The organism is Streptomyces sp. NPDC002640, assembly GCF_053592575.1.
This window is the reverse complement of the sequence record NZ_JBSFVZ010000012.1, coordinates 192424-217748: the sequence shown is the minus strand read 5'-3', so window position 1 is coordinate 217748 and position 25325 is coordinate 192424. Positions and strand designations below refer to the sequence as shown.

Below are 25325 nucleotides of genomic sequence, written 5' to 3'. Positions count from 1 at the left end.
CAGGGGACGCTCCGAGGGTCCCGCGTCGCGCCGACGTCACCGAAGCGTCCGCCTGCCCGCCTACGGTCGTCGCCAGAGCGGTGACCGGACGCTGCCCACGCGGCGTCGGCGCGCCGTGGACGCTCCTTCTCAGGACCTCGGCCGCACACCGATCAACAGCCCCTCGTTCGTTCAGGAGTCTTCGCACGATGTCGATCGTCATCACCGGGATAGGGGCGCGCCTGGCCGGCTCCCCCTCCGCGTCCGCCTTCTGGAACAACCTGCGCACCGGGCGCCCCGGTGCGCGTTCGCTCACCGCCGACGCGCAGTTCAAGGGCATCGACAACGCCATGGCAGCCACCGTCTCCTGCCGCCGTCCGTCGGCGGACCTGCCCGGCCTCGACCCCCGGCACGCCCGCTCCTGCACCGACGAGGCCCTGGTGGCCATGGCCGTGATGGAGGAGGCGCGCCGGGACGCCTCCCTGACGGGCGACGCCGTGGACCCCGGGCGTGTCGATGTGGTCGCCTCGTCGTCACGCGGACCACTGGACTGGTGGGCCGAGCACATCCGCGACCGGCAGGGCGACGACCCGGCCACCGTGCCCAGGACGGCCGCGCTGACCGGTCTGGCGGGCGCTCCGGCCACCCTGTACGCCATCTACGGCAACCTCCGCGGACAGGTCACCACGCTGAGCTCGGCGTGTGTCGGGGGGCACCAGGCCCTCGGCTGGGCCGTCGACCGTCTGAGGACCGGGGCCGCCGACGCGGTCATCGTGGCCGGACACGAGTTCCCGGTCGTGCCCGAACTGCTCACCTGCTACAACGCCCTCGGCGTCCTCAGCCGACGCGTCGACGACCCGCCCACCGCGTGCCGTCCGTACGCCCGTGACCGTGACGGGTTCGTGCTCGGCGAAGGCGCCGTCGCACTGCTGCTGGAGCGGTCGCAATCGGCCCGCAGGCGGGGCGCCCGGGTCTATGCCGAGGTCCTGGGCCAGCGCTCCGGCAACGAGGCGCGGCACGCGACGGGCATGGACCCCACCGGCCGCTCGGCCGCCGACCTGGTGCGTGCCTTGCTGGACGACACCCGCCGTGGTGCCGGTGACGTCTCGTACGTGGCCGGACATGCCTCGGGCACGCCGCTCAACGACCTGTCCGAGTGCCGCACGATGCGCCACCTCTACGCAGGCACGTCCCCGGCGGCCTGGCCTCCGCTGGGCGGCAACAAGGCGGTGTTCGGACACACGCTGGGAGCGGCGGGGCTGGTCAACGCGGCCGCGTGCGCGCTGATGATCCATCATCAGGAGCTCGCACCCACCCCGCTCCCCGGGCCGGTCGACCCCGAATGCGACCTCGACCACGTCGCCGAGGGGCCACGGCGCGGCGACGTCGGGCTCACACTCTCGCTGTCCTTCGCCCTGGGCAGCCAGACCTCGGCCCTCCTCCTGGCCGCGCCCGCATGAACGGCCCCGTACTGCACGACGACCCCGACGACATGCTCAGGGCTTGGGTCGAACCGGGCGCGCACCTGCACTTCGCCTCCACCATGGCCCGGCCCAACGCACTGCTGTACGCGCTGGCCCGCACCCGCGAGGGGCGGCAGGACGTCACCGTGAGCGTCGCCGCGGTGCACTCGAGCGCACACGCACTGGCTCTCTCGGGAGCCGTGCGCCACGTCATCACCGGTTTCCTGGGCGACGTGTACCCGCTGCCCCGCCACAACCCCCTCTACGCGCAGATCGCGCAGGGGCAGCCCTTCACGGCGGAGATCTGGCCGCTGTGGACGCTGGTCCAGCGACTGGCGGCGGCCGGCACAGGTGCCCCGGCAGCCGTCACCCGGTCGTTGCTGACCAGCGACCTGCGCCACGCGCTCACCGCCGACCTGGAGACCGTCACCTCGTTCGACGGCGGCACGGCCCACCTCGTCCGTCCCCTGGCCCCCGACCTCACCCTCGTGCACGCCGTGCTGGCCGACCGCCGCGGCAACCTGGTCCTCGGCTCCCCGTCGGGCGAGGGCGCCTGGGCCGCCTACGCCGCCCGGCACGGTGTCCTCGCCTCCGCCGAACGGATCGTCGAGCGTCTGCCCGACGCCTGCTCGGGACTGCTCGCCGTGCCCGGACACCTGGTCCGCGCCCTGTGCCCAGCACCCCGTGGAGCACATCCGCAGGCACTCGCCACACCGCCGGCCACCGGGGTGGCGGGATACCCGGACGACTACACCTTCCTCGAGGAGGTCAACGCCCACTGCCGTCGCGGCGCGGGGACCGAGTGGTTCGACCGGTGGGTGAGGTCACCTCGAGGACACGACGACTATCTGCGCCGCCTCGACCGCCGTCCCCGCCGCGTCGCCCGCCCGTCCCGCACCGTCCCCAGCACGGCCGGTGCCAGGGAACGACTCGTGATCCTCGGCGCACGCGCCGTGCGCGACCGTGTGCTGGCCGACGGACACACGACGGTGCTCGCAGGCATCGGCCACTCCCACCTGGCGGCCTGGCTGGCCCGCGACATGCTGGCACGACGCGGCGTCGACATCCGGGTCTGCGCCGAACTCGGCTTCTACGACATGCGGCCCGCGCACGGCCAGGTCCATCTGTTCGCCCCCGCACACCTGCCCGGAGCGGGCCACCGCGTCGGCCTCCCGGAGATCCTCGGAGGCGTCGTCACCGCCGGCGGTGAGCAGTGCCTCGGAGTGCTGTCCACCGCGCAGATCGACCGGAGCGGCGCCCTCAACACGTGCCTGCTGCCCGACGGGCGCTGGCTGACCGGACCGGGCGGTGCCTGCGACATCGCCGCAGCCGCCGACTGCGTCGTCCTGGCCCAGGCCGAACCCCGTCGCTATGTGGCCTCCGTACGGCACCGCACCAGCCCGGGCGACCGGGTGCGCACCTGCGTCAGCCACTACGGACGCTTCGAAAGGACCGGTCCCGGCGAGTCGTTCGCCCTGTCCACCTGGCTCCCTCCCCACGACGCCCCGGGGGACGATCCGTTCCGCACGGTGGCCCGCACGACGGAAGGGTGGTCAGCAGGAGGCCGACCGCCCGTACCCGAGCCCGCCGTCACCGTCCGGGAGCTCGCCGCCCTGCGCGCCCTCGACCCCGACGGCGTCTACCGGTGACCACCACCGGGGCCACCCCGCCCGCACACCGCCCCCGCCGTCGGAAGGCAGCGATGGAAGCCGCACCGCACGACCCGCCACCCGTTCTGGTCAGCACCTGTGACGCAGGCGTGCTCACCCTGACCCTCAACCGCCCCGATCACCGCAACGCGCTGGATCAGGCCCTGGCCCTGCGCCTGCTGGACGCCCTCGCCGTGGCGGCCGCCGACCCCGCGCTGAGGGTCCTGGTACTCACCGGATCCGGCACCGCGTTCTGCGCCGGCGACGACCTCGCCGCCACCGCCCGCTGGCGTGCCGGGGAGTACGCCGACACACCGGCCGACCCGCGCACCCACGAGCACCTGTACCTGTCCGTCTGCCGCAGCCTGCTGACCCTCCCCGTCCCCGTCGTGATCGCGGCCAACGGGCCGGCGATCGGCGCCGGCCTGTCGCTGCTGTGCGCCGCCGACCACCGCATCGCCTCGCGCGACGCGGTCTTCGGTACACCCGCCCTGCGCCACGGTCACCTCGGCGACGCCACCCTGTTGACGCGCGCCGTAGGCCCCACCCATGCCACCCGCCTCTATGTGACCGGTGCGACCCTGGACGCCGAGGAGGCCGCCCGCATCGGACTGGTCGACCGTGTCGTGGCCCCCGAGGAACTCCGCTCCGCTGCGGCGGCCACCGGTGCCGAGCTCGCGGCCCTGCCGCCGGGAGCCTTCGCCCTGTTCAAGCGGCTCCGCGAACAGGCCCTGCACGCCCCCACCGACGTAGCGCTGCTGCTCCAGGACCGCGGCCATCACGAGTCCCACCGACTGGGTGGAGGCCGCCCATGACAGCGCCGCACAGCGCCTCGCACCGGATGACCGTGCTCGTCACGGGCGCCACCGGGGGCATGGGCCTGGCCATAGTCCGAAGGCTGACCGACGAAGGGGCTCGTGTCATGCTCTGTGCCCGCGATCCGGAACGTGTCGCCCAGGAGGCGCATGCCCTGCGCACGTGTTGGCACGCCGGAGACCTCACGGCACCGGAAACGGCCCGCACGGCACTCGCCGAGGCCACACGGCGGTTCGGCCGGCTCGACGTCGTGGTCGCCGCGGCGGGGGCCCGGGGGAGTACCCGTGACCTCGGCGCCCCCGTCGACGATGAGTGCGGACGGATTCTCGGCGACAACGTCATGACCTTGACGAACACCCTGACCGCTGCTCTGCCCGTCCTCACCGAGAGCAAGGGGTCCTTCCTCACGCTGTCCTCCCTGGCGGGCCTGACCGGCTATCCGCGTTTCCCGTACTACACCGCCGCCAAGGCCGCCACGATCGGGCTGGTCCGGGCCGCCGCGCCGCAAGCCCGGCGCCGGGGCGTGCGCCTGCGGGTGCTCTGCCCCTCCTTCACCGCCACACCCATGATCGAGGACTTCGCGGCAGGACTGGCTCGCAAGGGCGTGCCGGTGCAGCAGCCGTCGCGTGTCGCCGAAGCCGTCCTGTCCGTCCTCCGGTCGGACGGCTGGGACCCGGTCTGGACCCTGACTCCCGGAGCTCCACCCCGTCCCTACGACTTCCCGCCGTTCGCCCCGCTGGCCGAACAGCCCTCATGACAACTGCGGGCGGGCGATCAGAACGGCTGCGTCAGGGTCAGGACCAGCAGCCCCTGACTCGAGGTGACCCCCTCCGGGGTGGCACAGGCCAGCAGATCGGGAGCGGGATACGTGCCGACGAGGTTGAAGATGTAGCCGTCGAACTGACCAGCGGTCACCGTGCCGACGGAGGTGCCGACCGTCTGCCCCACAGGACGGGTGACCACGAACGTCGAGGTGATCTCGGAGTCGGGCCCCTCGTTCCAGTCCAGGATGCTGACTCCCGTGGTCACCGGCGACGAGGTGGGCAGGCAGCCGGCGTCCACCGTGTAGTCGAAGCCGAGCTGCGCGGTGTCCACGCTGCCACCACCCGTGCAGTGGTAGGTGGCGCTCGCCGTGATGCGCGTCGGCCGGGAGACGAGCGTGAGACCGGGGCTGTAGTGCTGGGTGGCGGATGCCGTGCACACGATGGCCGGAGGGCCGGCGGCCTGGGCCGGTCCGCCCGAGGGCACGAGAGCACCGAAGGACGCGAGGCCGAGGGCGAGTGGCGTGGCGAGGCGACGGAAACGATGCATGGCTGTCCTCCCGGAAAGCGCGGCACGGCGCACAACTTCCACTGCTCACACCATGACCACTCCTCCGTGGGATGTAAATGGCCGTTACGGCAACAGCCGAGAAGGGCACCACGATTCGCCGCCCTGCGCACACCTGACGGAGTACCCTTGACCGGAACAAAGCCCTGGATCGGACGGATGTGGGGGTGCGTGATGTCGGACGCTGTGAGCAGCGGCCCGGCGGGACCTGTCCCCGAGAGCGGGCCGGCCGCGCTTCGGTACCTCTCGGCGCTGGGCGAGGAAGGCGACCCGGACCTTCCGCACGAGAGCGCCGGAATGGAATGGTGGTACGCCAACCTCCACCTCACCACCGCCGACGGTGAGCCGGTGTCCGTGTTCGCCGCGTTCTTCCGGGTCGGTGAGCGCCGCCCCGACGGGACGGCACGGTACTCCTTCACCATGGCCGCCGCGTGGAGCGAGCCGCGGCGCAACCGCCACACCCAGCTGACCTGCGTCGACCAGGCCAATCTGGAACTCATCCGGTCCGTGCTGCGGCACGACCGGGCCTACGCCCCGCGTCTGCGGGAGGCGTTGCAGCACCTGGTGTCGGCCGAGGAACCGCCCTTGCCGGACCTGCCGTTGCGGGGCTCCGTCACCCTCGGAACGTCTCCCTTCCACCTCGGGTACGGGCCGCACGGCGGACTGCTGCGCGACGAGGAGGGGCGTTACCGCGTCGAACTGCGGCACCCACGGCTCGACTACGCGCTGGACTGCGTGCTGACTCCCCGGAAGCCGGCCTTCTGGCAGGGCGGGACGGGCGAGGTGGCCGGGCTGGGCGACGGCGAGGAGGGGATGCGGTACTACAGCATCACCCGACTGGACGTCACCGGCAGCGTCACGCTCGACGGGACCCGGCACGACATCGCCACCGGAATCGCCTGGTACGACCATGAGTGGGGCATCGACCTCATCAGGGCCGAGCAGGGCTACGCCCGCAGCGAGCCGGAATGGGACTGGTGCGGCCTGCACCTGGACAACGGCTACGACCTCTCCGTGTCCACCTGGCGGAAGGCCGACCACCGGACCGGGGCCAGACGGACCGCGGACCGGACGTCCCTCCTGGTCGACCCCGGAGGCACGGGCGCGATGCCGATCACCGACTGGACCCTGGAACCGCAGGCGAGCTGGACCTCGCTGGCCACCTGCAACCGGTACCCCGTCCTCTGGCGACTGACGGCACCGTCCCACGGCATCGACCTCGAACTGCGGGCCTCCTTCCCGCAGCAGGAGGTGCGGACCATCACCGTGCACCGCGGCTTCTGGGAAGGGAGGGTCCAAGCCGTCGGCACCTTCGGTCACCGCCCCGTCGGCGGCACCGGTTTCGTCGAGGTCAAGCCGGCACAGGTGCTGCCCAGCCTCGACCCGCTGATGGCGACGATCGGCGCCGAGACGAGGGCGCAGGTCGAGCTCTTCTACCCGGCCGAACCGGGACCCGGCACGACCACCGATCTCATCGGGCCCGTCGCCGGGCCCTTGCCGGCAGCCCTGCCCCACCAGGTGCTGCACCGGTCCCTGGTCGCTCCCGTACGGCACACCGTCGAGGGCATCGGCAGGAGTTGGAGATCCTTCGCCTTCGCCGCCGTCCTGGAGGCGCTCGGAGTCGACAGCGACCCCTACCGGCCGCTGCTCGCGGCGGTGGAACTCCTGCACACCGGCAGCCTCATGGTCGACGACGTCCAGGACGCCGCCGAGCTCCGCCGTGGTCAGGTGGCCGCCCACCGGCTCTACGGCCAAGCCGTCGCGATCAACGCCGGCACGGCGGCGTACTTCACCTTCGACCGCGCCCTCCGGCTCATCCCCCTGGAGCCTGCCGACCGGCTGCGCGCCTACGAGGTGTTGTGCTCGATGCTGCGCGCCGCACATGCCGGACAGGCACTCGACATCGCGGGCAGCGACGACGCCGACTTCCCCCTGCAGGACGGGCAGACCCTGGGGGAGCGCGTCCTCGCGGTGCACCGTCTCAAGACCGCCCTGCCCGTTCGCGCCCTCGCGGAGATCGGCGCCGTCCTGGGACGGGCCACACCAGCCCAGGAGGAGGCGCTGTGCGCGTACTTCGAGGCCCTCGGGCTCGGTTACCAGATCGCGGACGACGTCTTCGACCTGCTCGGACACCGGACACGCGACGGAAGCGTCCGCAAGGAGCCGGGCGAGGACATCCGCAACGGCCGCCTCACCTACCCGCTCACGTGCGCCCTGGAGATCCTGCCCGCGGACGCCGCACGCCGACTGTGGCGTCGGGTCCGGTCCCCTGGGGTCCACGAGCTCCACATCCCCGCGTGCATCGAAGAGATCACCGGTTGCGGAGCGACCGACCTGGCGCTGTCCCGTGCCCGCGCGATGGTGGAACGGGAGTGGGCGGCACTCGAACCCCTCCTGCCCAACTACCCGGTCACCGCGGTACTGCGTTCCCTGGGGTTCTACGCCGTCACCCGTGACGCCGAACTGAACGGGTGACCTTCGTGCCCCTCGGTCGCCGGTCCATGTCCCCGACTTCGACAGCCGGGCACCGGCCGGTGCACCGCCCTTTCCATGCCCCACCGAAGCCCCCGGACGGAGGCGTCCCGATGTCCGAACCCTTACGGGTCCACCCACTCCGCACAGCCCCGCCACGACGTGAACCGGAACTGCGGCAACTGGTGGAGGAGCACTACGACAGCGAACCGCTGATGCGGCTCGCCGGTGAGATCCACTTCGACATGTCACTCAGCCGGGCCGACGTGGAAGCGGTCCTGCGGATCTACGACCGCCCGGCGCCACGGACCGTGTATCTGCCGTGCGCCGGAACGCTGCGCCACGTGGCACCCCTGCTGGAACGGGGCTGTACCGAACTGCTTGCGGTCGACCTGTCGTTGGGCAGCCTGTCCGCAGGGCTGTCGCGCAACGTACCGTCGAGCGCCGCCTCCAGACTCACCGTCTGCCACGGTGACGTCCGTGACGCGGGAGAGGTGCTGCCCCGCGGAGGCGCCGACCTCGTCCTCCTGGGCGGTAACAGCTTGGGCGATCTGACGGACCCGCACGGGCACACGGAGTTGGTCGCGGCCCTGGCCCGCTCGCTGGCTCCGGACGGTGTCCTGATCTTCGACTATGTGGGAGACCGTTACCTGCCCGGCCATGGCTCCCGGTCCACCGAGTGGCCGGAGACCCTTCGTACGGCCGACGGCGACATCGAGGTGCTCGACCGCAGAACACGGTCCGTCTCGCCGCTCGCCGGATCGCCCATGTCGGTCCTGACCATCACCTGCGAAGTCGTGGAGACCAGGAGCGGCATGCCGGTGGTCCCGCGGCACACCTACCGCAAGCTGATCGTGCCTGACGAGCTGCTGATCCAGCAGTTCAGGCAGGCCGGACTGAAACTGAGCAACGTCGGCCCCGTGGCGGAGTGGTCGACGTACCACCGCGACCGCATCGCTCACGCCGGTGACCTCGGCATGCTCGGCGAACCCAATTGCTGGTACAGGGCCGTGCGAGACGAACGGCAGTGAGGAGACGGGCGTAATGAGTGATCTCGAGATCCGCCCTTCAGCCACCCACGGTCGCGGGGTCTACGCGACCCGCCCCTTCGCGCAGGGCGACGTGGTGGAATGCTGCCCGGTCCTCGTCGTCCCCGCAGCACAGCGCGCCCTCCTCGACCGGACGTCGCTGTACGACTACTACTTCCACTGGCAGGACGGAGCCGCAGCCCTCGCGCTCGGCTACGGCAGCCTCTACAACCACTCCTCCGAGCCTCTCGCCCGCTACCGCAAGAACTTCGACGCCGACACGATTCACATCGTGGCCGTACAGGCGGTCCTTCCCGGCTCCGAGATCACCGTCGACTACACCGACGGTGGCACCAACCCCCTGTGGTTCACCCCGGCACCGTGAACGGCCGCGCCCGTGACGGGAGTCGTCGCATCGTGAGAGGGGGCCGGATCACAGCGCGACCGTCAGACTCAGCACACCGCTGTCGTTCTGCAGACCGTCGGCCGTCAGGCAGTCCAGCAGATTCAACGCCGGCAGCACCTTCGTCTGCGTGACGGCCGCCCCTTCGAAGAGGCCACTGGTCACTTCACCGATGCGGACGAGGACCGTCTGGCCGCTGGGCTTCAAGTTGATGGTGAGCCGTCCCTCGACCCTGCTGGTCGCCCCGTTGTTCCAGCGGTAGATGCTGACGTCGGAGAAGTCCGCCCCGGTGCAACTGGCCTCCCCCTGGCCCACAGCGGTGAACTCCGCGCCGAGGTGACGTCCACCAGCGACGAAGCGCTGCCGGCGGATGCGGGTGTGGCACCCATGACGCCGAGGGCAATGCGACGTGCCACGCCATGGCCCCCAACGGGCCCGTGTGAACACCGACCCGGGAACGCGCGCTCCGCGCGCGTCCTTCACGCGGGTGTGCGGCAGAGGCTGCCCGTAGGGCGACCCCATGTGCGGGGCCGGCGTGGCAGTTGCGAGGTCCCCGGTCCGCGAGGTACAGCGGTTCACGTCCGGGCGGCCCGGCCCCGCGCACCGTCAACGCCCAGGCGAGACAGGGAACCCATGGGCCGGACAGGGGAGTTCCCCGATCCGGCGTACGCCATTGGAGGGTGGTGCCCCGTGCCGTGCCACCGTGTTCCCGCACCGGCCGTGCATGATCGGCGAGCCGGAACACGGGGGCGACGCGATGTCGTCTCGCGGCACTCTCACTCCGGGAAGCGAACATGGAACCCGCGCCCGTCCGTTGTCATCCAGGCGAGCCCACCACCAACCCCGCGGACGCCCGCCCGGCGCACGCCGTGGTGCCGGCCCAGTCGTACAGTGCCTTGGCGTACAGCGCCCCGCCGAGGCGCGCCGAGGAGCCCGGCGCACCGTTCGGGCTCAGAGGCCGGAGGGTCGCCGTCGTCGGGCTCGGTTACGTGGGTCTGCCCACCGCCCTCGCCCTCCGCGAGGCCGGAGCCGGCATCATCGGCATCGACGTCAGCACCGCGAGGCTGGAAGACATCCGCACCTGCCAGGTGGACCTCCTGCCCCAGCACCTGGCGCAGATGGCGGAGGCGGTACGAGCCCCGGACTTCCACCTGACGGACGACCCGGCGGCGGTCGAGGCGGCGGACACCGTCGTGGTCTGCGTGCCCACACCGGTCGACCGGCACAAGGTTCCCGACCTCGGCATGCTGTCGGCCGCGTGCGCCGCGGTGGTGCGGCACGCGCGGGAGGGTCAGCTGATCGTGCTCACGTCCACCAGCTACGTCGGCACCACCCGGGACATGCTGACCGAACCGCTCCGGGCACGCGGGCTGGTCGTGGGCACGGACATCTTCGTCGCGTTCGCCCCGGAACGGATCGACCCCGGCAATCCGGCGCACGGACAGGAGCGGACGCCTCGCGTGTTCGGCGGAGCCGACCCGCGCAGCGCCGACCGGGCGGAAGCGTTCCTGTCCGCCACGGCGCCGTACGTACACCGTCTCGCCTCGGTGGAGGCGGCCGAGATGACGAAGCTCTGGGAGAACACCTTCCGGGCCGTGAACATCGCCCTCGCCAACGAACTCTCCGACGGCTGCCACGCCCTGGGACTGGATCCGCGTCCCGTCATCGAAGCCGCCGCCACCAAGCCCTTCGGCTTCATGCCCTTCTACCCGGGCCCCGGAGTGGGCGGACACTGCATCCCGTGCGACCCGCACTACCTTCTGTGGCAACTGCGCACCACCGAGACCGAATCGCCTCTGGTCGAGACGGCGATGCGAGCCATCGCACGGCGTCCCGGCAGCGTGGTGCGCCAGGTCGTCGACCGGCTCGCCCGATCGGGCACCCCCGTCGCGGGAGCGCGGATCTTGATCGTGGGCATCGCGTACAAGGAGGAGGTGGCCGACCTGCGGGAGAGCCCGGCCCTGGAGATCTACGGCCGACTCGCCGCGGCGGGCGCCCGCGTCGCCTACGCCGACCCGCTGGTGCCGGAGGCCCGCATCGGCGGAACCGTCGTCGCGGGCGTGACCGATCCCGCCGCCGCGGAATGGGACCTCGTGGTGATCCACACCCTGCACGGCGGCACCGACATGAGCTGGCTGGACGAGGACACGGCCGTGGTCGACGTCGGCCACCGACTGCCCGCCACGGAAGGGCTGGACCGGTGAACGTCACCGACAGCACGAACGTCCGCTCCGGCCGGCCCTCCCGCTCCACGACCGGTGTGCCGGCCCCCCGCGCGAGGGGCCGGGCGATCGAGCGGTTCGGGCAGACCGACCCGGCGGTCAGACACGGCGTGCGCCGCCTGCTCGTCCTCCTGTGCCTGTCCCCGCTCGTCCTGCTCCTGGCCTGCGCCGCGCTGCGCCTCACCGAGCCGACCCTCCCGCTGGCCTACGGATGCGTCGTCCTGGCCAGCACGATCGCCGTGCTCTACATCGCCTACACCCGGTACGAGGACCCCTCCGGCGGCCCGCTGACCGTCCGTCGCCGGCACGCGGCCGGCATGCAGTTCCCGCCGCTGCCCGCCGAGCCCACTGTGACCTTCCTGCTGGCGGTCAAGGACGAGGTGGACGGCATCGAGGCCTGCGTACGCTCCATGGTCTCCTCCGACTGCCCACGGGTGCGCGTCACCGTGATCGACGACCACTCCGGCGACGGCACGGGGGACGTCCTGCGCCGACTCCGCGACGAGCTCGGTATCACCGTCATCCACCTCGACGAGAACCTCGGCAAGAAGCAGGCGCTCGTCACCGCGTGTGCGGGGGTGGACACCGATGTCATCGCCTTCACCGACTCCGACTGCGTCCTCGCCCCCGACGCGCTGACGCGGTGCGTCCGGGCTCTCGTGCGCAACCCCTCGCTCGGCGCCGTCAGCGGCCACTGCCGGGCCCTCAACGCCTCGGCCGGCCTCCTCACCCGCGTCCAGGACACCTGGTACGAGGGCCAGTTCCGCATCACCAAAGCCGCGGAGGCCTCCTTCGGCTCGGTCACCTGCGTTTCCGGACCCCTGGCGGTCTTCCGCCGCGACGCCATCTACAACTACCTCCCCGCCTGGGCCGACGACCACTTCCTGGGCGCCCCCTTCAAGTTCGCCACGGACCGGCAGCTGACCGGGTACGTCCTGGGCCAGCCGTGGAAAGGCCGTGCGCTGAAGGCCCGTTACGCCGATTCCCCCTTCGTCACCACGGAGGACTTCCCCGAACGCCCCTGGCAGGTCGGGTACGTGCGCTCCGCCGAGGTCTGGACCGACGTACCGGCCCGGCTGCGCCCCCTGCTGCGTCAACAGGTGCGCTGGAAGAAGAGCTTCATCCGCAACCTGTTCTTCACCGGCGGCTTCATGTGGCGCCGCGGCGCCGGTCCCGCCGCCCTCTTCTACGGGCACGTGCTCTGGGTACTGGCCGCCCCCGTCCTGGCCTGCGTGCACCTGATCCGGGCACCGCTGCAGGGTGCCTTCCTGCTCACGGGTCTGTATCTCCTCGGCGTGCTCCTCAAGGGCTTCGCCTGGGCCTTCGCGTACCGCATCGATCACCCCGGTGACCGCCGCTGGCGCTACCGCCCGCTCATGAGCCTGTTCTCCGCCGTCGTCCTGGCATGGCTGCTGCCGTACGCACTGCTCACCGTCCGCAGGGGCATCTGGTCGAGGGGGGCGGCATGAACAAGGTCCTGCGGCGTCTGCGGGACGCCCTCACCGGCACCCTGCTCCTGCTCGGCGCCGGCGTCGCGTACCTCCTCGTGCTCTTCCGGGGGGAACTCCCGTGAACACGTCACCGGTGACACCCTCACCACCGCCCGCGGGACAGGCCCCCGGTACCCGGCGGAGCGGGGCACGGGGCGTCCGGGCCCTCTCGGGCGCGCTCGCGTGCGTGCTCCTCGCCTTGCCGTTCCACCTGGCCTGGACCTACGACACGCACCGTCGCGCCGTCACCGCGCAGGAGGATCCGCCCGGCGCGTCCGAGGCAGTGCGGACACTGCACGCGGGCGCCGGCTCAGCCGGCCGCCCCGCGACGCCCGGCGCCCCCGTTGTGCTGGCCTACCACGACATCGGACACAGCGACCGCAGCCGGTACACGGTCACCCCGCGGGCCTTCGAGGACCAGATCGCCGCCCTCGCCCGGGCCGGGTACCGCAGTCTGCGCAGCTCGGAGTTCCTGGCCTACCTCCGCACCGGCCGTGCGCCGGCCGCCCGGACGGTGTTCATCACCTTCGACGACGGCACGCACGGGCTCTGGGTCCACGCCGACCGCATCCTGGCGAAGTACCGCATGCGGGCCGCGGCCTTCCTGATCACCGGCCAGGTCGGCCGTCACCGCCCGTACTACCTCTCCTGGGCGGAGATCGAGCGGATGCGGGCGTCGGGCCGCTGGGACTTCGAGAACCACACCCACGACCTGCACCACCGGGCTGCCGTGGACCGGGCGGGCCACCAGGAGCCGGCGCTCGGCAGCCGATTGTGGCTGCGGGACAAGAACCGTGCGGAGACACCCTCCGAATACCGCCGAAGGGTCGGCAAGGACCTGGACGTCTCGCTCCGCGCCTTCGTGGACCACGGCCTGCCGCGCCCTCGCCTGTTCGCCTTCCCGTTCTCCGACGCCCCGGCGCACCCGGGGGCGGACGGGGCGACGGCGGAGGACGGCGACCACTCGACCGACGGCCTCCTCACGGAGATGCTGCGCGCGCGTTTCGACGCCCGGCTCACCAACCGTGCCGACCGGCCGTTGCCCGCAGGCGCGCGGGCCGCCGTCGCGGGGCAGGTGCAGCGCCTGGAGGTGAACCGCGGGACCAGCACCGCCGACCTGCTCGACGGACTCGCGCGCTTCACCCCCCAGGACCCGGACACCTGCCGGAAACCGCTGCGGGAACCGGGCCGGTGGGAGCGCACCGACGGGACGGGGCACACCGGGCTGGGAGCCCTCACCGGCCGGGGCCCCTACCCCGGCCGCACAGGTTACGCCTCCGCCGCCTACCTGCCCATGGGTTCCGCCGACTGGAGCGGGTACACCGTGACCGCCACGATCGGACGGCTCGCCGCGTACGGCAACAACGTCGGCCTCGTCGTGCGCCACCACAGCCACGAACCGGTCACCATCACCCTGAGCGACAGCTATGTACGCGTCCTGGCCGGTACCGGGGACGGGCGCCGGGAGATCGCCCGCCGCGAACTGGTCAGCGCTCCACGGCACCGGCTGCGGGTCACCGTCGAGGAGAACCGGACGGTCGTACTCGTCGACGGATCCGTCCGCATCGAACGGACGACGCCCCGCACGGTGACCGGGGGAGAGGCCACGGGAGGCATCGCCATCAGCACCCGCAACGGTGACGCGGCACACCCGTACCCGCGCTTCACCGCGATGACCGTCGCCTCCGCACAGGGGCGCTCCCGGACGCCCGCGCCGAGGGTCGCCCGGTGACGTCGCCCGACCGTCCAGGCAGGCCCTCCCGGCGCGTCGTCCTGGGAGCCGCGCTGGCCGCCGCAGCCGGTACCGGCCTCCTGGCCCACCCGACACGGCTGGAACGAGAGGCTGCCGTCACCCGACCGGACGGCAAGGCGGGGCTGCCCGAAGCCTCGGCTCCCACCCCCTCCGGCGCGTCCGCCGGGCCTCCCTTCCATGCCTCGTTTCCCCAGAGCGGTCTGGTCACCAACGAGTACGCCTTCCGTCACCCCGACGCCCCCGACGCCCGGGTCGACCCGCACTGGACGGTCACCAGCGGCTCCCTGTTCGGACGGAGGGGAAGCGGCTGGAGCGGCGTCCCCGACGGTCTGTCCCCCGACCCGGCCTCACGGCTGCGCACGGGGTCGGCGGTGCTGCGCGCCGTCACCCGGCGCACGGACTTCGGTGACGTCACGGTCGGCGCCCGGTTCCACCTGCTCCCCCCGGGCAGCACCGCACGCACGCCCGCCACGGCCTGGGACGGAGGCCACCTGATGCTCCGCTACCGGAGCCCGCAGGAGTTGTACGCCGTCAGCTTCAGCCGTCGCGACGGTGCCGTGGCCATCAAACGCAAGGCGCCGCGCCCAGGGTCCGCAGAAGGCGTGTACACCACACTCGCCCAGGCCACCTCGCCCTTCGGCTACGCCTCCCACCGCCACGTCGCGGCGCAGGCGGCGACCACCGCAAGCCGTTCGGTCGTGCTCCGCCTGTGGGTGGCGGGCCGACTGATCCTCCAGGCTGAAGACACCGCACCGGGCCGGCTGGCCGGACCGGGCGCGGTGGGCGTTCGCGGGGACAACACCGAACTGCTGTTCCAGGACTTCTCAGCCGTTCAGCCCGACGGAGCCACGCGAAGGACAGGGCCGGGACAGCCGTAGTTCCCCGCCGGGATGGCCCGGGGCACGACCCCCGGCTCGGACGCCCAGGAGCCGGGGGAAGGGGAGACGTGGGGACCTCACGGGCGTTCTTCCTTCTTCCTCCGGATGGTGGTGAGGGGGTCGGGGGCGAGAGCGACGGCCATCCACGGCGGCGCGTCGTCGCGGAAGCTGTGTCCGACGGGCGCGATGCCGGTGCGGTCGTCAAGGCTGAAGCCGGTCACCATGACCAGGTCCGAGTCGTCGGCCACGGAGATCAGGTGGGTTCCGCATCGGGGACAGAAACCCCTTCGAAGGGTGGGCCAGCTGGCGTACCAGGCCGGTTCACCGCCGGGCCCGGTCCACCGCAGCCCGTCCCTGCGGAATCCGACCCAGAGCACGGCCGGGCCGCCGGAGATCCGCGTCTCGTGCGGGCAGGAACACAGGTGAGGGTCGTACGGCACGCCCGTGACCTGGTAGGTGATGTCCGCGCACAGACAGCGCCCTGTCCGCCGCAGCTGCCCTGCGCCCGCGGCAGAGGGGAGTGAAGCGTCGCCGCTCATGTGGACGTGGCTCCCTCGTCGTGGGTGAGGATGTGGTCGGCTGCCGTGAGCAGCGCCTTGGTGGAGACAGCGGTGTCGTGGTTGAGGGCCACCGAGCAACGGGGAAGCGCCGAGAGAGCGTCGGCGGGTGTCGGGACCTGGCGGCGGGTGACGGCGAGGCGGAAGACATCCGGGTAGCGGCCGTCGGAGGCCCCGCTGAAGAAGTCCGCGTCGCGCGGCGCCCGATCGGTGGGCCGCATCACCGGATCGCAGGCCCGGTCGATGGTGGGGAAGAGCAGGCCCGCGGCGCGCGCGTGCGTGGTGAGGGCGAGGTCGAGCCAGGAGAGTTGGTCGGGGAAGAACTGAGCCTTGAGCTCCGTGTGCCCGTTCCACAGGGGTTGGGCACGGCCCGCGCGGAGGGCCGCGGTGACCTGTGGGTGCTGGGTCGGGTGCAGGGATTCTCCGGCGAGGACGCGGTCGCGGACACGGTCGTACACGCCGAGGGCGGCGAGCAGACCCAGCCCGAGGGCGGCCGCGGCGGGCCACGCCAGCAGCCGCAGGGTGCCGTCCGGCTCCGGGCGGACGAAGACCCGGTCGTTGGCCAGGAGTTGGTGGCCCGCGCGGCCGAGGAGCAGGGCGGTGGTGGACTTGCCCGCGCCCTTGTCACCGAGGGCAAGCACGGCGCGACCGTCCTGGACCACCGCGGAGGCGTGGAGGATGCTCCAGCCGTCGTCGAGGAGTCGGCCGCGTACGACCTCACGCGCCAGCCGCGCGGCGGCGACGGCCACCTGCTGCTCCTCCGTGCCGACGATCAGGAGCTCGCCGGAGGCACGTTCGTACCGGTAGGCGAGCCCAGGCACCGGTTGCACGGCGATGACCGTGCCGGCGTCGTCGCGGTGGTGGAGCATGGGGCCGCCGGCGTAGGCGACTTCGATGGCCGGAGAGGAGCGGAGCTATCGCTCGATCTCCTTCCACCGCACCCGGTCGACCTCGGCCCGGACGTGAGGTAGCCCGGGGGAGGGGGCTGGGTGGTCCGTTCGGGCGGGGCCCGTGATCCACCAGGGGGTGAAGTAGCGGGCCGCCCAGTCGGTGACGAGACGTGAGGAGCTGGTCACGGTGGTTGCCGCGTCGCCCGCGCGGATGACGGCGGTGGTCGTCACGGTCATCCCTTCCCCTCGTCGAGGTAGCAGGCGGTGCTGGTGAGGCGCGCCTGGTGGACGGCGTCGAGGCGTTGGAACCTGACGGGCGCCAGGATCCCCCGCCACGTGTCGAGGGAGTGCACGGCGACCTCGGTGTGCTCCTTGGGGTCGAGGACGATGCCGTCGATCTGTGACGGGGTGAGGCGGCCGCCGTCGAAAACGAAGCCGATCTTGTGGAGGGGCCAGGAATCCACGGGCGGCAGGAAGTGCACCGCGAGGAGGCGGGGCTCGGTTCCCAGGTGAAGGCCGGTCTCCTCGAGGGCCTCCCGCCGGGCACACTGCCAGGGGGTCTCGCCGGGATCCATGACGCCGCCCGGCCACTGCCACCGGTCCGGCCGCTCGGCCGAGCGGAGTTGCACCGGGCGATCGTCTTGGTCGGTGACGTAGAAGCAGGCGTAGACCGTGGCTTTGGGCAGGGTCGCGATGAACTGCTCGGGCGGAAGCCAGGGCATCGCTCTCACACCGCCCGGGGCTGGGCGGAGCCGGCGGGCGCCGGAAGGAATGCCTCAGCTTTCAGCGCGAGCTGCCCGCGGAGGTAGGCGGCCGCGTCGTCGGGGCGCATCCGCTGGAGTGCGACCAGGCTGGTGATGACGACGTCGGCGACCTCGGCGTGGACGTCGTTCCAGTCGGCGGGCAGGTGCTTCTTGCGCGGGTTGGTGCCGCGGGCGCCGATGACGGCCTGGGCAGCCTCGCCGGTCTCCTCGGCGAGCTTCAGGACCTGGAGCGTCCACTGTTCCCGCCGGTCGAGGCCGAGCCGGCCGTCGTGGTCGTTGAGATGGCGTGCGAACGCCTCGATGGTCTGCCAGACGGAATGGTCCATCGCGATCGATCTCCTCGAGAGCTGGTGTCGGTGGGCAGGGCGGGGGTCAACCGGGGCGGTGGGCGCGCAGAAGGGTGCAGGTGACCGGGTCGCCCTCCGTGGGGGAGGTGAGGAGGTCGACCTGGTCGACGACCAGTCCGTGGTCGGCGACGAGGGACTCCCAGAGCAAGGGAGTGAGCACCCACATCTCGACGGTGACGGGCCCGACCCCCTTCAGGTGCAGAACCTCGGGCCGTGCCGCGACGGTGTCGGACGGACCGTCGCCGGTGGAATCGGTGTGCAGGACGGAGAAGACGAGACGCCCACCCGGCCGGAGCGCCCGCGACAACGCGGGCAGGAGGCGGTGCGGGTCGAGGTAGGAGATGCCGTGGGCGGAGAGGACGACGTCGTACGGTTCCGCCGCCCGCAGGTGGTCGACGGCGTCCGCGTGGATCAGCCGCAGCCCCGGCCGGTCTCCGAAGCGGGCGATGGCGCGCTCGTGCTGCGGGCGGGCGCCTTCCACCGCGTCCACCCGCGCGCCCGCACCGGCGAGGTGGGCGGCGAATCGGCCCATGCCGGAGCACAGGTCCAGCACCCGGCGGCCGGCCAGCTCCCCGAGGATCTCCTCGCCCGGGCCGACCTCCTGCCAGTAGCCCCAGTACACACGCCCGGGGTCGGGGATCTCCGTCCGGGCCGCCAGGTGGTGGGCGCCGTAGGCGGTCCACCGGGCCATGTTGCGCTGCTCGACATCCGACATGGGTTCGTGGTGGGGCGTGGTCATGGGCTGCGTCATGCTGGTGCCTCCGGGGCCGGGCTGCTGCGAGAGTGCGGAGTGGACGCCTTCCTGCAGGATCTCGCCCTGGTCAAGGACCACGATCCGGACATGCGCGCCGGGCGTTGCGAGCGCTCCGAGGGCATCGAGCCGGCGCGGACCATTCGGCTCGGAGAAATCCCACCCAGCGTTTCTCGTTCACGCAGGGGAGGGGTGGCTGGGTCGCGGTAGGTCGATGGGGCCGTACAGGGCTGCGTGCTGCCCGGTCCGCAGGGCCCAGTAGCGGTCGCCGTAGCTCCAGTGCCACCACTCGGTCGGGTAGTTGCGCAGTCCGGACTCGTTCAGGACGGTCGCCAGGAGGTCGCGCATCGCGCGTGCGGCCGGGGCGATGTTCGCCGCCTCGGTGTAGCAGGCGTTGTCGCTCTCTTCCGGGTTCGCGTTCACCGGGGTGCCCATGTTCACCTCGGCGCCGTGCTCGTCGAGGAGCGTGAGGTCGACTGCGGCGCCGGCGCTGTGCGGGGCGATCTCCGGCGGCGAGACAAAGCGGGAGGCCGCCTCCCGGATCCGTGTCGCCGCCCAGTCCGGGTGCTGCTGGGCCAGCCAGGTGGCGTACGTGTCGAAGTACCGCTGTTGCAGCACCGGCGGACGGTAGCCCTCGACCACCAAGAGGTGCATGCCGTCCGGCAGCATGGACTGGCCCTGCAGCAGCCGGTCGAGTACGCCCTGCCGCACGTGCGCATGCGCCCCGGCGGCATCCGCGCGACGCCCGTCGACCTGGATCCCGCCCCGGCCGCGGACATCGACCAAGGGCTCCCCGCACTCATGGACGGGCATCGTGGCCACGCGCGGGTCGGACATCAGCACGATGTCGATGCTCATGAAGCCGCCCACTCCTGGTTTCCGAAGTGGTCGGCGCGCCCGGTGCGGCGGGCCTCGGCAAGCGCGTGCGGGCGGGAGGAATCCTGGGGAGGCGTCAGTGCCTGCCTGGTCTTGAGAGACTGCGGTGTGAGAGTCGGCGCGGACGCCGGGATGCCGGTCGCCTCCGTCACTCTACGCAGCGCCGCCGCCAGCAGGGTGAGGTCGCCGGCCTCGACCTGACCGCCCGGTACGAGCAGCGCTCCGGTGTCGCGGTGGGCGATGTGCAGGACGCGGAGATCGTGGTCGAGGACGGTCGCGCCGCAGTTCACGTGGCCTGGCAGAGCCGTGCGGCCGGTGGCGTCGTCGGGCTGTACGGGTGTGGCGAGCAGTGCACCGAGGGCCTCCTGCTCGCCCGGGTGGTGGCTGAGGTAAGCCTCGACGGTCCTGTGGAGGTGGACGCTGCCCGGCACCGAGGGCTCGGGGTGCGACGGCGTGTCCACGGTGGCGGTGGTCTCCGGCCTGCGGGCGGCCGGGTCGGCAGTTGTTCCGGTCGGTGTCAACGGGCCCCTCCGGGAGTGAGAGAGCGGTATGCCTGGTCCAACGACACGGAACCGAATCTCGAACACACGTCTTTCGGACGAACGGTGCACCCTGGTGCAGAGCCGTTCGGTGAAGGTGTGGGATGCACGGACCCTTGTGGCGCGGGAATCGCCGCGACGTCACGGGTGGCCAAAACGCCGCACCGGGTCGGGCGACCGCGCCGCCCTCGGACACGCTCGTCCGCACCATGGGCAGGCGGGCCTGCCGGGCGGCATCGCGACTCCATCGGTCTCTCGGTGGGCGGCGAGCGTACGGGGCGCTCTCAGGTGTCGACTCAGCCGCTGGTGGGCACGCTCGGGATGCTCAGCGGGGGGCGGGGGTGGGGGCGATCGCGGCGTGGCAGTCGCGCCACGACCAGGTCGTAGGAGTCCTCGACCATGTCGGTGATCAACCGTTCGGTGATGCCGGCTCCCGGCCCGAGCGTGATCCAGTGGCGTTTGTCGAGGTAGCGGCCCGGTGTGATCGAGGCGTGCGCGTGCACGTGGGCGCGGGCGTGTTCGGGGTCGCACTTGACGGTGATGATCTGCTCGTCCGGGTCGTCGGTGACGATGAGGAACACCTTGCCCGCGACCGTGAACACGTCGAGCTGAGGGGTGAAGGGGCGTGAATGGCTGACGTCGGGCAGGGCGAGAGCCGCCTTGCGGGCGGTGTCCTGGAGCCGGTCGCCGGCCGCGCTCACCGGGACGTCCGGGTGCCGCCGGCGTAGGTGTGCGGGTCGACGGGCTGCTCGGCCTTGGGCAGGTGGGCGACGACGAGCCGGTAGGACTCGGTGACGAGCTCCCGGACCAGCTTCTTGTCGATGCCCTCCCCGTCCTCCAGCGTGATCCAGTGCTTCTTGTTCATGTGGTAACCGGGGGTGATATGGCTGTTGTCTTCCCGCAGGGCCAGGGCATCGCCGGGCTCCGACTTGAGGATCACGACGGGCCGCCCGGGGACCTCGGTCATCAGCATGAACACCTTGCCGCGCACCTTGTAGACCTCCCAGTCCTCCCCGAAGGGATGATCCAGCTCGGCTCCGGGAAGCTCCTGCGCACAGTCGGCGGCGGTCTCGTGCAGAGTCATGGGACGTCGTCCTCCTCGGGGTGGTGCGGGCTGCGCTGCACTTTCCATCCTGGCCCGGAAACCGCCCAGAACGGACAGTGTCCGGCGGACACATGATGGTCGACAAGCGACATCCGGGCTCGACACGCCGGGCCGACCGGAGTCCCCTTGCACGGTTTCCCACCCTCAGCCGGCCCCTCTGGGATGGGGGTGAGCACCGTGGAGGGCATCTCCTCTCAGCGCGAGGACTGGCCCTGGAACCCGCACCGCACCTCGCTGCGATGCTCACGTGGACACGGCGCTGAAGGGGAGACCAGTCCGTCCGACGCCGCGAGGTGGGAACGCCTGCGGGTGCAGGTCGCCCGGGACCAGGCCCAGGCGCCGCGCGCGCTGCTGAGCCTCGTCGCCGAACTCCCCGTCACCGGGCACCGGCGTCGTCGCCCGGTACGAGCTGAACCTGGCGGCCATGGACGGCGACCAGTTCGTCGTCCTCCGGGGAGGCATGGTGGGCGCCGCCGGCCCCCGACGACCGCCCGCACGTCCGCTTCCTGGGCGCGGTGACCGGATCCTGACGCCGGGGCGGCGTCAGTCGTCGATCGACTGGTAGAGCGTGGTCCAGAAGTCGTGGAAGACCCGCGCCGGGTCCGGGACGGATGTCCCGACCTGGGTGAGCAGGATCCCGGTGACCCGGTTCTCGGGGTCGGCGTAGGTCGAGGTGCCGCTTCCGCCGTCCCAGCCGAACTGGCCGATGGGCGCGTAGTCACCGCGGTAGGTGCGGACGGCCATGCCGAACCCCCAGCCGCCGTGCTGACCCTGCCCGAAGGAGATGTGGACGTTGTCGGTGGCCAGTCTCCGTCGCGCGGCCTGCTGTTCGGCCGTGAGGCGGTTGGTGGTCATCAGCTCGACAGCGGCCCGGGACAGGATCCGTTCGCGCCCGTGCATCCCGCCGTTGAGCAGCATCCGGAAGTAGGCGTGGTAGTCGTCGGCGGTGGAGTTCAGTCCGCCGCCGCCCCCCTGGAACGCCGGAGGCCGGCTCTGGCGCCCTCCTTCGGCCTCGTCCCACACGTGGAACTCCCCGGTCTGCGGGTCGGGGGCGTACAGCGGCGGCAGCCGGTCGATCTGGTCGGCCGGCACGTGGAAACCGGTGTCCTTCATCCCCAGGGGGCCGAAGACGCGCTCGCGCAGGAACGTCTCGAACGACTGGCCCGAGACCCGGGCGACGAGCACACCCAGAAGATCGCTGGCGATGTGGTACTGCCAGCGTTCCCCAGGCTGGTGCATCAACGGAAGTTCGCCCAGGCGACGCAGCCACTCGTCCGGCTCGGGCATCGGTTCGGGCAGATTGGGCGTCAGGCCCTGCTCGAAGACCGCGTTCATGATCGGAGTGCCCAGCGACGTCATATCCATACCGAGCCCGAACGTGGAGGTCAGCACGTCCCGCACGGTGATCGGCCGCCGCGCGGGCACCGTGTCGTCCAGGGGGCCGTCGAACCGCTTCAGCACCTGCCGGTCGGCGAGTTCGGGCAGCCACTCCTGCACCAGGTCGTCCAGCCGCAGCCTGCACTCGTCGAGCAGGACCATGGCCGCCGCGACCGTGACCGGCTTGGAGGTCGAGGCCATGCGGAAGATCGTGTCGCGGCTCATCGGCGCGCCGCCGTCATGGCGCATCGTGCCGAGCGATTCGACGTGCGTCTCCTCGCCCCGGCTGAACAGCGCCACGAGCCCAGGGATCCTCCCGGACTCGACATGCCGCGCGAGCACGTCACGCACTCGTCGCAGCCCCGTCTTGGAAAAGCCGTTGCCGTGGTCGGCGAAGGCGAGGGACATGGTCGTGTACTCCTTCGATTGAACGGACAAATACCCTGGGGGAGTCAGGAGTTGTGAGCCCGGCGCGTCCATGGCGTAGTTGCGTCGGGCCGCGGTGGTGCTGCGGTGTCGCCCCGCCGCCGCGCCCGGTCGGTGGACCCGGGCGTCCACACCGGCTCGGTTCCGCCTACCGGGTCGACTTGGCCGTGTCGGCCGGCCCGGGGTGCCTGCCGCCGAACACACCTGCGACGAGTCTCTGCGTCGCCGTCTGGAAGGCGGCTGCCATGGAGAGCGTGGCGTCGTCGACGTAGTTCAGTGCGGCGGTCAGGGTCTTGCCGCCGTCGGGCGTGCTGTACATGAGCGCCGCGTGGCCGGCCATGCCGCCGTTGTGGGTGATGACGGTGCCGCCGTCGCCCGTGTCCTGGACGAACACGCCCAGTCCGTAGCCGGCCTTGGGATGGGGTGTGCACATCTCGGCCAGCAGCGGGGCGGGCAGGAGCTTGCCGCCCGTCAGCGCGGAGATGAACGTGTGGAGGTCCTGGGTGGTCGAGATCATGTCTCCGCCGGTGGAGATCCAGGAGGGGTTCTGCCGGGTGACGTCGACCGTCTTCTCCTGGCCGTTCTCCTCGTACCGGTAGTAGGCGTGGGCGTGCGGCGCGGGGATCTCCGGCCCGGCGTCCGGCACCACGGTGTCCGACAGGCCGAGGGGTTCCAGGATCAGTCGCCGCATCTCCTCGGCGAGCGAGCGTTCGGTGACCTTCTCGATCAGCAGTCTGGCCAGGACGTAGTTGGTGTTGGAGTAACTCCAGTCCGCCCCCGGCTCGAACCGCGCCGGCTTGGACAACGCCAGCCGTACCAGCTCCTCCGGCCGGTAGGTCTTGAACCGGTTGTCCACCCACTCCTGGCCCGCGGGCGTGGCGGGGATCCCCGGCACGAACGTCCCGTCGTCGTCGTAGTCGCCCGTGGAGTTGAAGATCCCACTGGTGTGCTGCAGCAGCATCCGCACCGTGATCTTCGGGTCGAGGCCGAGCTCGGGCAGATGGCCGGCCACCGGGGCGTCCAGGCCGATCGCGTCCTCGGCCACCAGTTGCAGCACCACGGTCGCGGTGAAGGTCTTGGTGTTGCTGCCTATCCGGACGTGCCCGTTGGCCGGCGGCTTCGCGGTCCCGCCCAGCTCGCGCACCCCTGCGGTGCCGACCCACTCGCCCTGCTCGTCGTGCACGCGCATCGCCACCCCGACGAAGCCGGACTCGACCATCTCCTCGATGGCCTTCCGCAGCTCGGGACGGTCCTGGTCGGCGTGAATGATGGACATGGTGGTGTGCTCCTTCGGAACTGTCACGACATTCGACTGGACGGATGGGATCGCCCCCTGGGTGCGCACCCGTCTCAGAGGCTGCGGGCGGTGATGTCGCCGTAGGACGTGGTCGCATGGATGTGCAGGGCGGCGTCGGCGCCGTCGGTGTTCCTGAGCGCGTTGTTGATCCGGCCGTAGGTGGTGTCGGCGTCCAGGGAGGCGGAGACTCCGGGGGCGGCGCCGACCGTGATGTCGCCGCGCTCGGTGCGCAGCGTGACCGTGCCACTCACCGCCTCGGTGATACGGAGGTCGCCCTTTCGCGTGCTGATCTCGCCGGGGCCGCCCAGGCGGCCGACCGAGACGTCGCCGTCGAGGACGGTCAGGCGGGCGCTTCCGGTCTCGTCGAGCTCGACCGCGGCCTGTGCACCCTCGAAGGTGACCTCTCCGAGCCGTCCCACGCCCCGGAGTCCGGCGGCGGCCACCTTCGCCTCGATGCGTGAGCCGGCGGGCAGTTGGACCGTCACCTCGATGGATCCGGAAGGGCCGAGGGCCAGGTTCCTCCCCTCCGGGGCCTTGATCCGCAGCACGCCGTCGCCGTGCACGACCTCGGTCTGCTCCGCGGCCTTCACGTCGCGGCTCTTCGAGGCGTTCGCGGGCAGGACCTCGACCGTGGTGTCGGCCCGGTCGGCGGCGATCAGGTGGATGCGGCCGGCGGGGACGTCGAGGACGGCGGTCACCGGCGTTGGGGTGTCGAACCTCTGCATCACGCTCTCCTTGGGCTTGTTGTTTCGGGATGAGTGAAAGCTACATTGCGTTCATGTTTTAGGCAATCAATTCATTGCAATCAGTTGGCGTCTATACAGGTTAAGTGCGCCATTTCGTTGCAACAGCCGTCGAGTTAACGCAACGTTACTTGTCGCGTCGTTGCAATGTGTGGCGAGTGAACGCTGAGA

Annotated in this window: 27 protein-coding genes; 11 read left to right on the top strand and 16 right to left on the bottom strand. The window is 71.5% G+C overall.

Features of this window, described 5'->3' with window-relative positions:
- Nucleotides 1-188 precede the first annotated feature (188 nt).
- The 4 genes from ACWD3O_RS18435 to ACWD3O_RS18420 are packed head-to-tail and all read left to right on the top strand — an operon-like array spanning nucleotide 189 to nucleotide 4664.
- Nucleotides 189-1439 (top strand): beta-ketoacyl-[acyl-carrier-protein] synthase family protein, encoded by a 1251-nt coding sequence (locus ACWD3O_RS18435; protein ID WP_451416568.1) that lies wholly within the window; start codon nucleotides 189-191, stop codon nucleotides 1437-1439.
- The gene (locus ACWD3O_RS18430) at nucleotides 1436-3091 is read left to right on the top strand and encodes a CoA-transferase (protein ID WP_451416567.1); all 1656 of its coding nucleotides are present in this window, start codon (nucleotides 1436-1438) and stop codon (nucleotides 3089-3091) included. The genes ACWD3O_RS18435 and ACWD3O_RS18430 overlap by 4 nt, the downstream gene beginning before the upstream one ends.
- 53 nt (nucleotides 3092-3144) lie before the next feature.
- Complete coding sequence (locus ACWD3O_RS18425; protein ID WP_451412531.1) at nucleotides 3145-3906, top strand: enoyl-CoA hydratase/isomerase family protein; 762 nt, start codon at nucleotides 3145-3147, stop codon at nucleotides 3904-3906.
- Complete coding sequence (locus ACWD3O_RS18420) at nucleotides 3903-4664, top strand: SDR family NAD(P)-dependent oxidoreductase (protein ID WP_451416566.1); 762 nt, start codon at nucleotides 3903-3905, stop codon at nucleotides 4662-4664. Before ACWD3O_RS18425 ends, ACWD3O_RS18420 begins: the two co-directional genes overlap by 4 nt.
- Before the next feature lie 17 nt (nucleotides 4665-4681).
- Here ACWD3O_RS18420 and ACWD3O_RS18415 read toward each other — a convergent pair whose 3' ends face one another.
- Complete coding sequence (locus tag ACWD3O_RS18415; RefSeq protein WP_451416565.1) at nucleotides 4682-5218, bottom strand: hypothetical protein; 537 nt, start codon at nucleotides 5216-5218, stop codon at nucleotides 4682-4684.
- Between the two features lie 315 nt (nucleotides 5219-5533).
- Between ACWD3O_RS18415 and ACWD3O_RS18410 the strand changes: the two genes are divergently transcribed.
- The 3 genes from ACWD3O_RS18410 (at nucleotide 5534) to ACWD3O_RS18400 (ending at nucleotide 9121) form a co-directional block, all read left to right on the top strand.
- Entirely contained in the window at nucleotides 5534-7711 is a 2178-nt protein-coding gene (locus ACWD3O_RS18410; protein ID WP_451416564.1) for a polyprenyl synthetase family protein, read from the top strand.
- A 110-nt stretch (nucleotides 7712-7821) separates the two neighbouring features.
- Nucleotides 7822-8739 carry a hypothetical protein gene (locus ACWD3O_RS18405; RefSeq protein WP_451416563.1) on the top strand — a complete coding sequence of 306 codons (918 nt, stop codon included), beginning with the start codon at nucleotides 7822-7824 and terminating at the stop codon, nucleotides 8737-8739.
- Nucleotides 8740-8752: 13 nt separating this feature from the next.
- Entirely contained in the window at nucleotides 8753-9121 is a 369-nt protein-coding gene (locus ACWD3O_RS18400) for an SET domain-containing protein (RefSeq protein WP_451416562.1), read from the top strand.
- Nucleotides 9122-9169: 48 nt separating this feature from the next.
- On the opposite strand, the gene ACWD3O_RS18395 is transcribed toward ACWD3O_RS18400, so the two are convergent.
- The gene (locus ACWD3O_RS18395) at nucleotides 9170-9454 is read right to left on the bottom strand and encodes a hypothetical protein (RefSeq protein WP_451416561.1); all 285 of its coding nucleotides are present in this window, start codon (nucleotides 9452-9454) and stop codon (nucleotides 9170-9172) included.
- Nucleotides 9455-9933: 479 nt separating this feature from the next.
- Here ACWD3O_RS18395 and ACWD3O_RS18390 point away from each other — a divergent pair, with 479 nt between their 5' ends.
- From ACWD3O_RS18390 to ACWD3O_RS18375, 4 genes are all read left to right on the top strand, one after another.
- Entirely contained in the window at nucleotides 9934-11343 is a 1410-nt protein-coding gene (locus tag ACWD3O_RS18390) for a nucleotide sugar dehydrogenase (protein ID WP_451416560.1), read from the top strand.
- Nucleotides 11340-12830: a glycosyltransferase family 2 protein gene (locus ACWD3O_RS18385; RefSeq protein ID WP_451416559.1), complete on the top strand. Its 1491-nt coding sequence runs from the start codon at nucleotides 11340-11342 to the stop codon at nucleotides 12828-12830. The genes ACWD3O_RS18390 and ACWD3O_RS18385 overlap by 4 nt, the downstream gene beginning before the upstream one ends.
- A 208-nt stretch (nucleotides 12831-13038) precedes the next feature.
- Nucleotides 13039-14583, top strand: coding sequence for a polysaccharide deacetylase family protein (locus tag ACWD3O_RS18380; protein WP_451416558.1), 1545 nt, complete (start codon nucleotides 13039-13041; stop codon nucleotides 14581-14583).
- Nucleotides 14580-15482: a hypothetical protein gene (locus tag ACWD3O_RS18375; protein ID WP_451416557.1), complete on the top strand. Its 903-nt coding sequence runs from the start codon at nucleotides 14580-14582 to the stop codon at nucleotides 15480-15482. Before ACWD3O_RS18380 ends, ACWD3O_RS18375 begins: the two co-directional genes overlap by 4 nt.
- 77 nt (nucleotides 15483-15559) lie before the next feature.
- On the opposite strand, the gene ACWD3O_RS18370 is transcribed toward ACWD3O_RS18375, so the two are convergent.
- The 14 genes from ACWD3O_RS18370 to ACWD3O_RS18305 all read right to left on the bottom strand — a co-directional run bounded on the left by ACWD3O_RS18370 (nucleotide 15560) and on the right by ACWD3O_RS18305 (nucleotide 25136).
- Nucleotides 15560-16021, bottom strand: coding sequence for a GFA family protein (locus ACWD3O_RS18370; RefSeq protein WP_451416556.1), 462 nt, complete (start codon nucleotides 16019-16021; stop codon nucleotides 15560-15562).
- The gene (locus tag ACWD3O_RS18365) at nucleotides 16018-16908 is read right to left on the bottom strand and encodes a hypothetical protein (protein WP_451416555.1); all 891 of its coding nucleotides are present in this window, start codon (nucleotides 16906-16908) and stop codon (nucleotides 16018-16020) included. The genes ACWD3O_RS18370 and ACWD3O_RS18365 overlap by 4 nt, the downstream gene beginning before the upstream one ends.
- A 45-nt stretch (nucleotides 16909-16953) precedes the next feature.
- The gene (locus tag ACWD3O_RS18360; protein WP_451416554.1) at nucleotides 16954-17166 is read right to left on the bottom strand and encodes a hypothetical protein; all 213 of its coding nucleotides are present in this window, start codon (nucleotides 17164-17166) and stop codon (nucleotides 16954-16956) included.
- Nucleotides 17163-17651 carry an NUDIX domain-containing protein gene (locus tag ACWD3O_RS18355; protein ID WP_451416553.1) on the bottom strand — a complete coding sequence of 163 codons (489 nt, stop codon included), beginning with the start codon at nucleotides 17649-17651 and terminating at the stop codon, nucleotides 17163-17165. Before ACWD3O_RS18355 ends, ACWD3O_RS18360 begins: the two co-directional genes overlap by 4 nt.
- Before the next feature lie 5 nt (nucleotides 17652-17656).
- Nucleotides 17657-18019, bottom strand: a complete 363-nt coding sequence (locus ACWD3O_RS18350; protein ID WP_451416552.1) for a MazG-like family protein — start codon at nucleotides 18017-18019, stop codon at nucleotides 17657-17659.
- Nucleotides 18020-18065: 46 nt separating this feature from the next.
- Nucleotides 18066-18872: a class I SAM-dependent methyltransferase gene (locus tag ACWD3O_RS18345; protein WP_451416551.1), complete on the bottom strand. Its 807-nt coding sequence runs from the start codon at nucleotides 18870-18872 to the stop codon at nucleotides 18066-18068.
- Nucleotides 18873-18968: 96 nt separating this feature from the next.
- Entirely contained in the window at nucleotides 18969-19649 is a 681-nt protein-coding gene (locus tag ACWD3O_RS18340; protein ID WP_451416550.1) for a M15 family metallopeptidase, read from the bottom strand.
- Entirely contained in the window at nucleotides 19646-20188 is a 543-nt protein-coding gene (locus ACWD3O_RS18335) for an NUDIX domain-containing protein (protein ID WP_451416549.1), read from the bottom strand. Before ACWD3O_RS18335 ends, ACWD3O_RS18340 begins: the two co-directional genes overlap by 4 nt.
- Before the next feature lie 314 nt (nucleotides 20189-20502).
- Nucleotides 20503-20907 carry an MmcQ/YjbR family DNA-binding protein gene (locus ACWD3O_RS18330; protein ID WP_451416548.1) on the bottom strand — a complete coding sequence of 135 codons (405 nt, stop codon included), beginning with the start codon at nucleotides 20905-20907 and terminating at the stop codon, nucleotides 20503-20505.
- A complete protein-coding gene (locus ACWD3O_RS18325; RefSeq protein WP_451416547.1) occupies nucleotides 20904-21290 on the bottom strand; it encodes an MmcQ/YjbR family DNA-binding protein in 387 nt (128 codons plus the stop codon). Before ACWD3O_RS18325 ends, ACWD3O_RS18330 begins: the two co-directional genes overlap by 4 nt.
- A gap of 264 nt (nucleotides 21291-21554) precedes the next feature.
- On the bottom strand, nucleotides 21555-21737 hold the full coding sequence (locus ACWD3O_RS18320; RefSeq protein WP_451416546.1) for a hypothetical protein: 183 nt from the start codon (nucleotides 21735-21737) through the stop codon (nucleotides 21555-21557).
- Nucleotides 21738-21854: 117 nt separating this feature from the next.
- Complete coding sequence (locus ACWD3O_RS18315; RefSeq protein WP_451416545.1) at nucleotides 21855-23096, bottom strand: serine hydrolase domain-containing protein; 1242 nt, start codon at nucleotides 23094-23096, stop codon at nucleotides 21855-21857.
- A 166-nt stretch (nucleotides 23097-23262) separates the two neighbouring features.
- The gene (locus ACWD3O_RS18310) at nucleotides 23263-24390 is read right to left on the bottom strand and encodes a serine hydrolase domain-containing protein (RefSeq protein WP_451416544.1); all 1128 of its coding nucleotides are present in this window, start codon (nucleotides 24388-24390) and stop codon (nucleotides 23263-23265) included.
- Nucleotides 24391-24464: 74 nt separating this feature from the next.
- A complete protein-coding gene (locus ACWD3O_RS18305; RefSeq protein WP_451416543.1) occupies nucleotides 24465-25136 on the bottom strand; it encodes a DUF4097 family beta strand repeat-containing protein in 672 nt (223 codons plus the stop codon).
- Nucleotides 25137-25325: the final 189 nt, after the last annotated feature.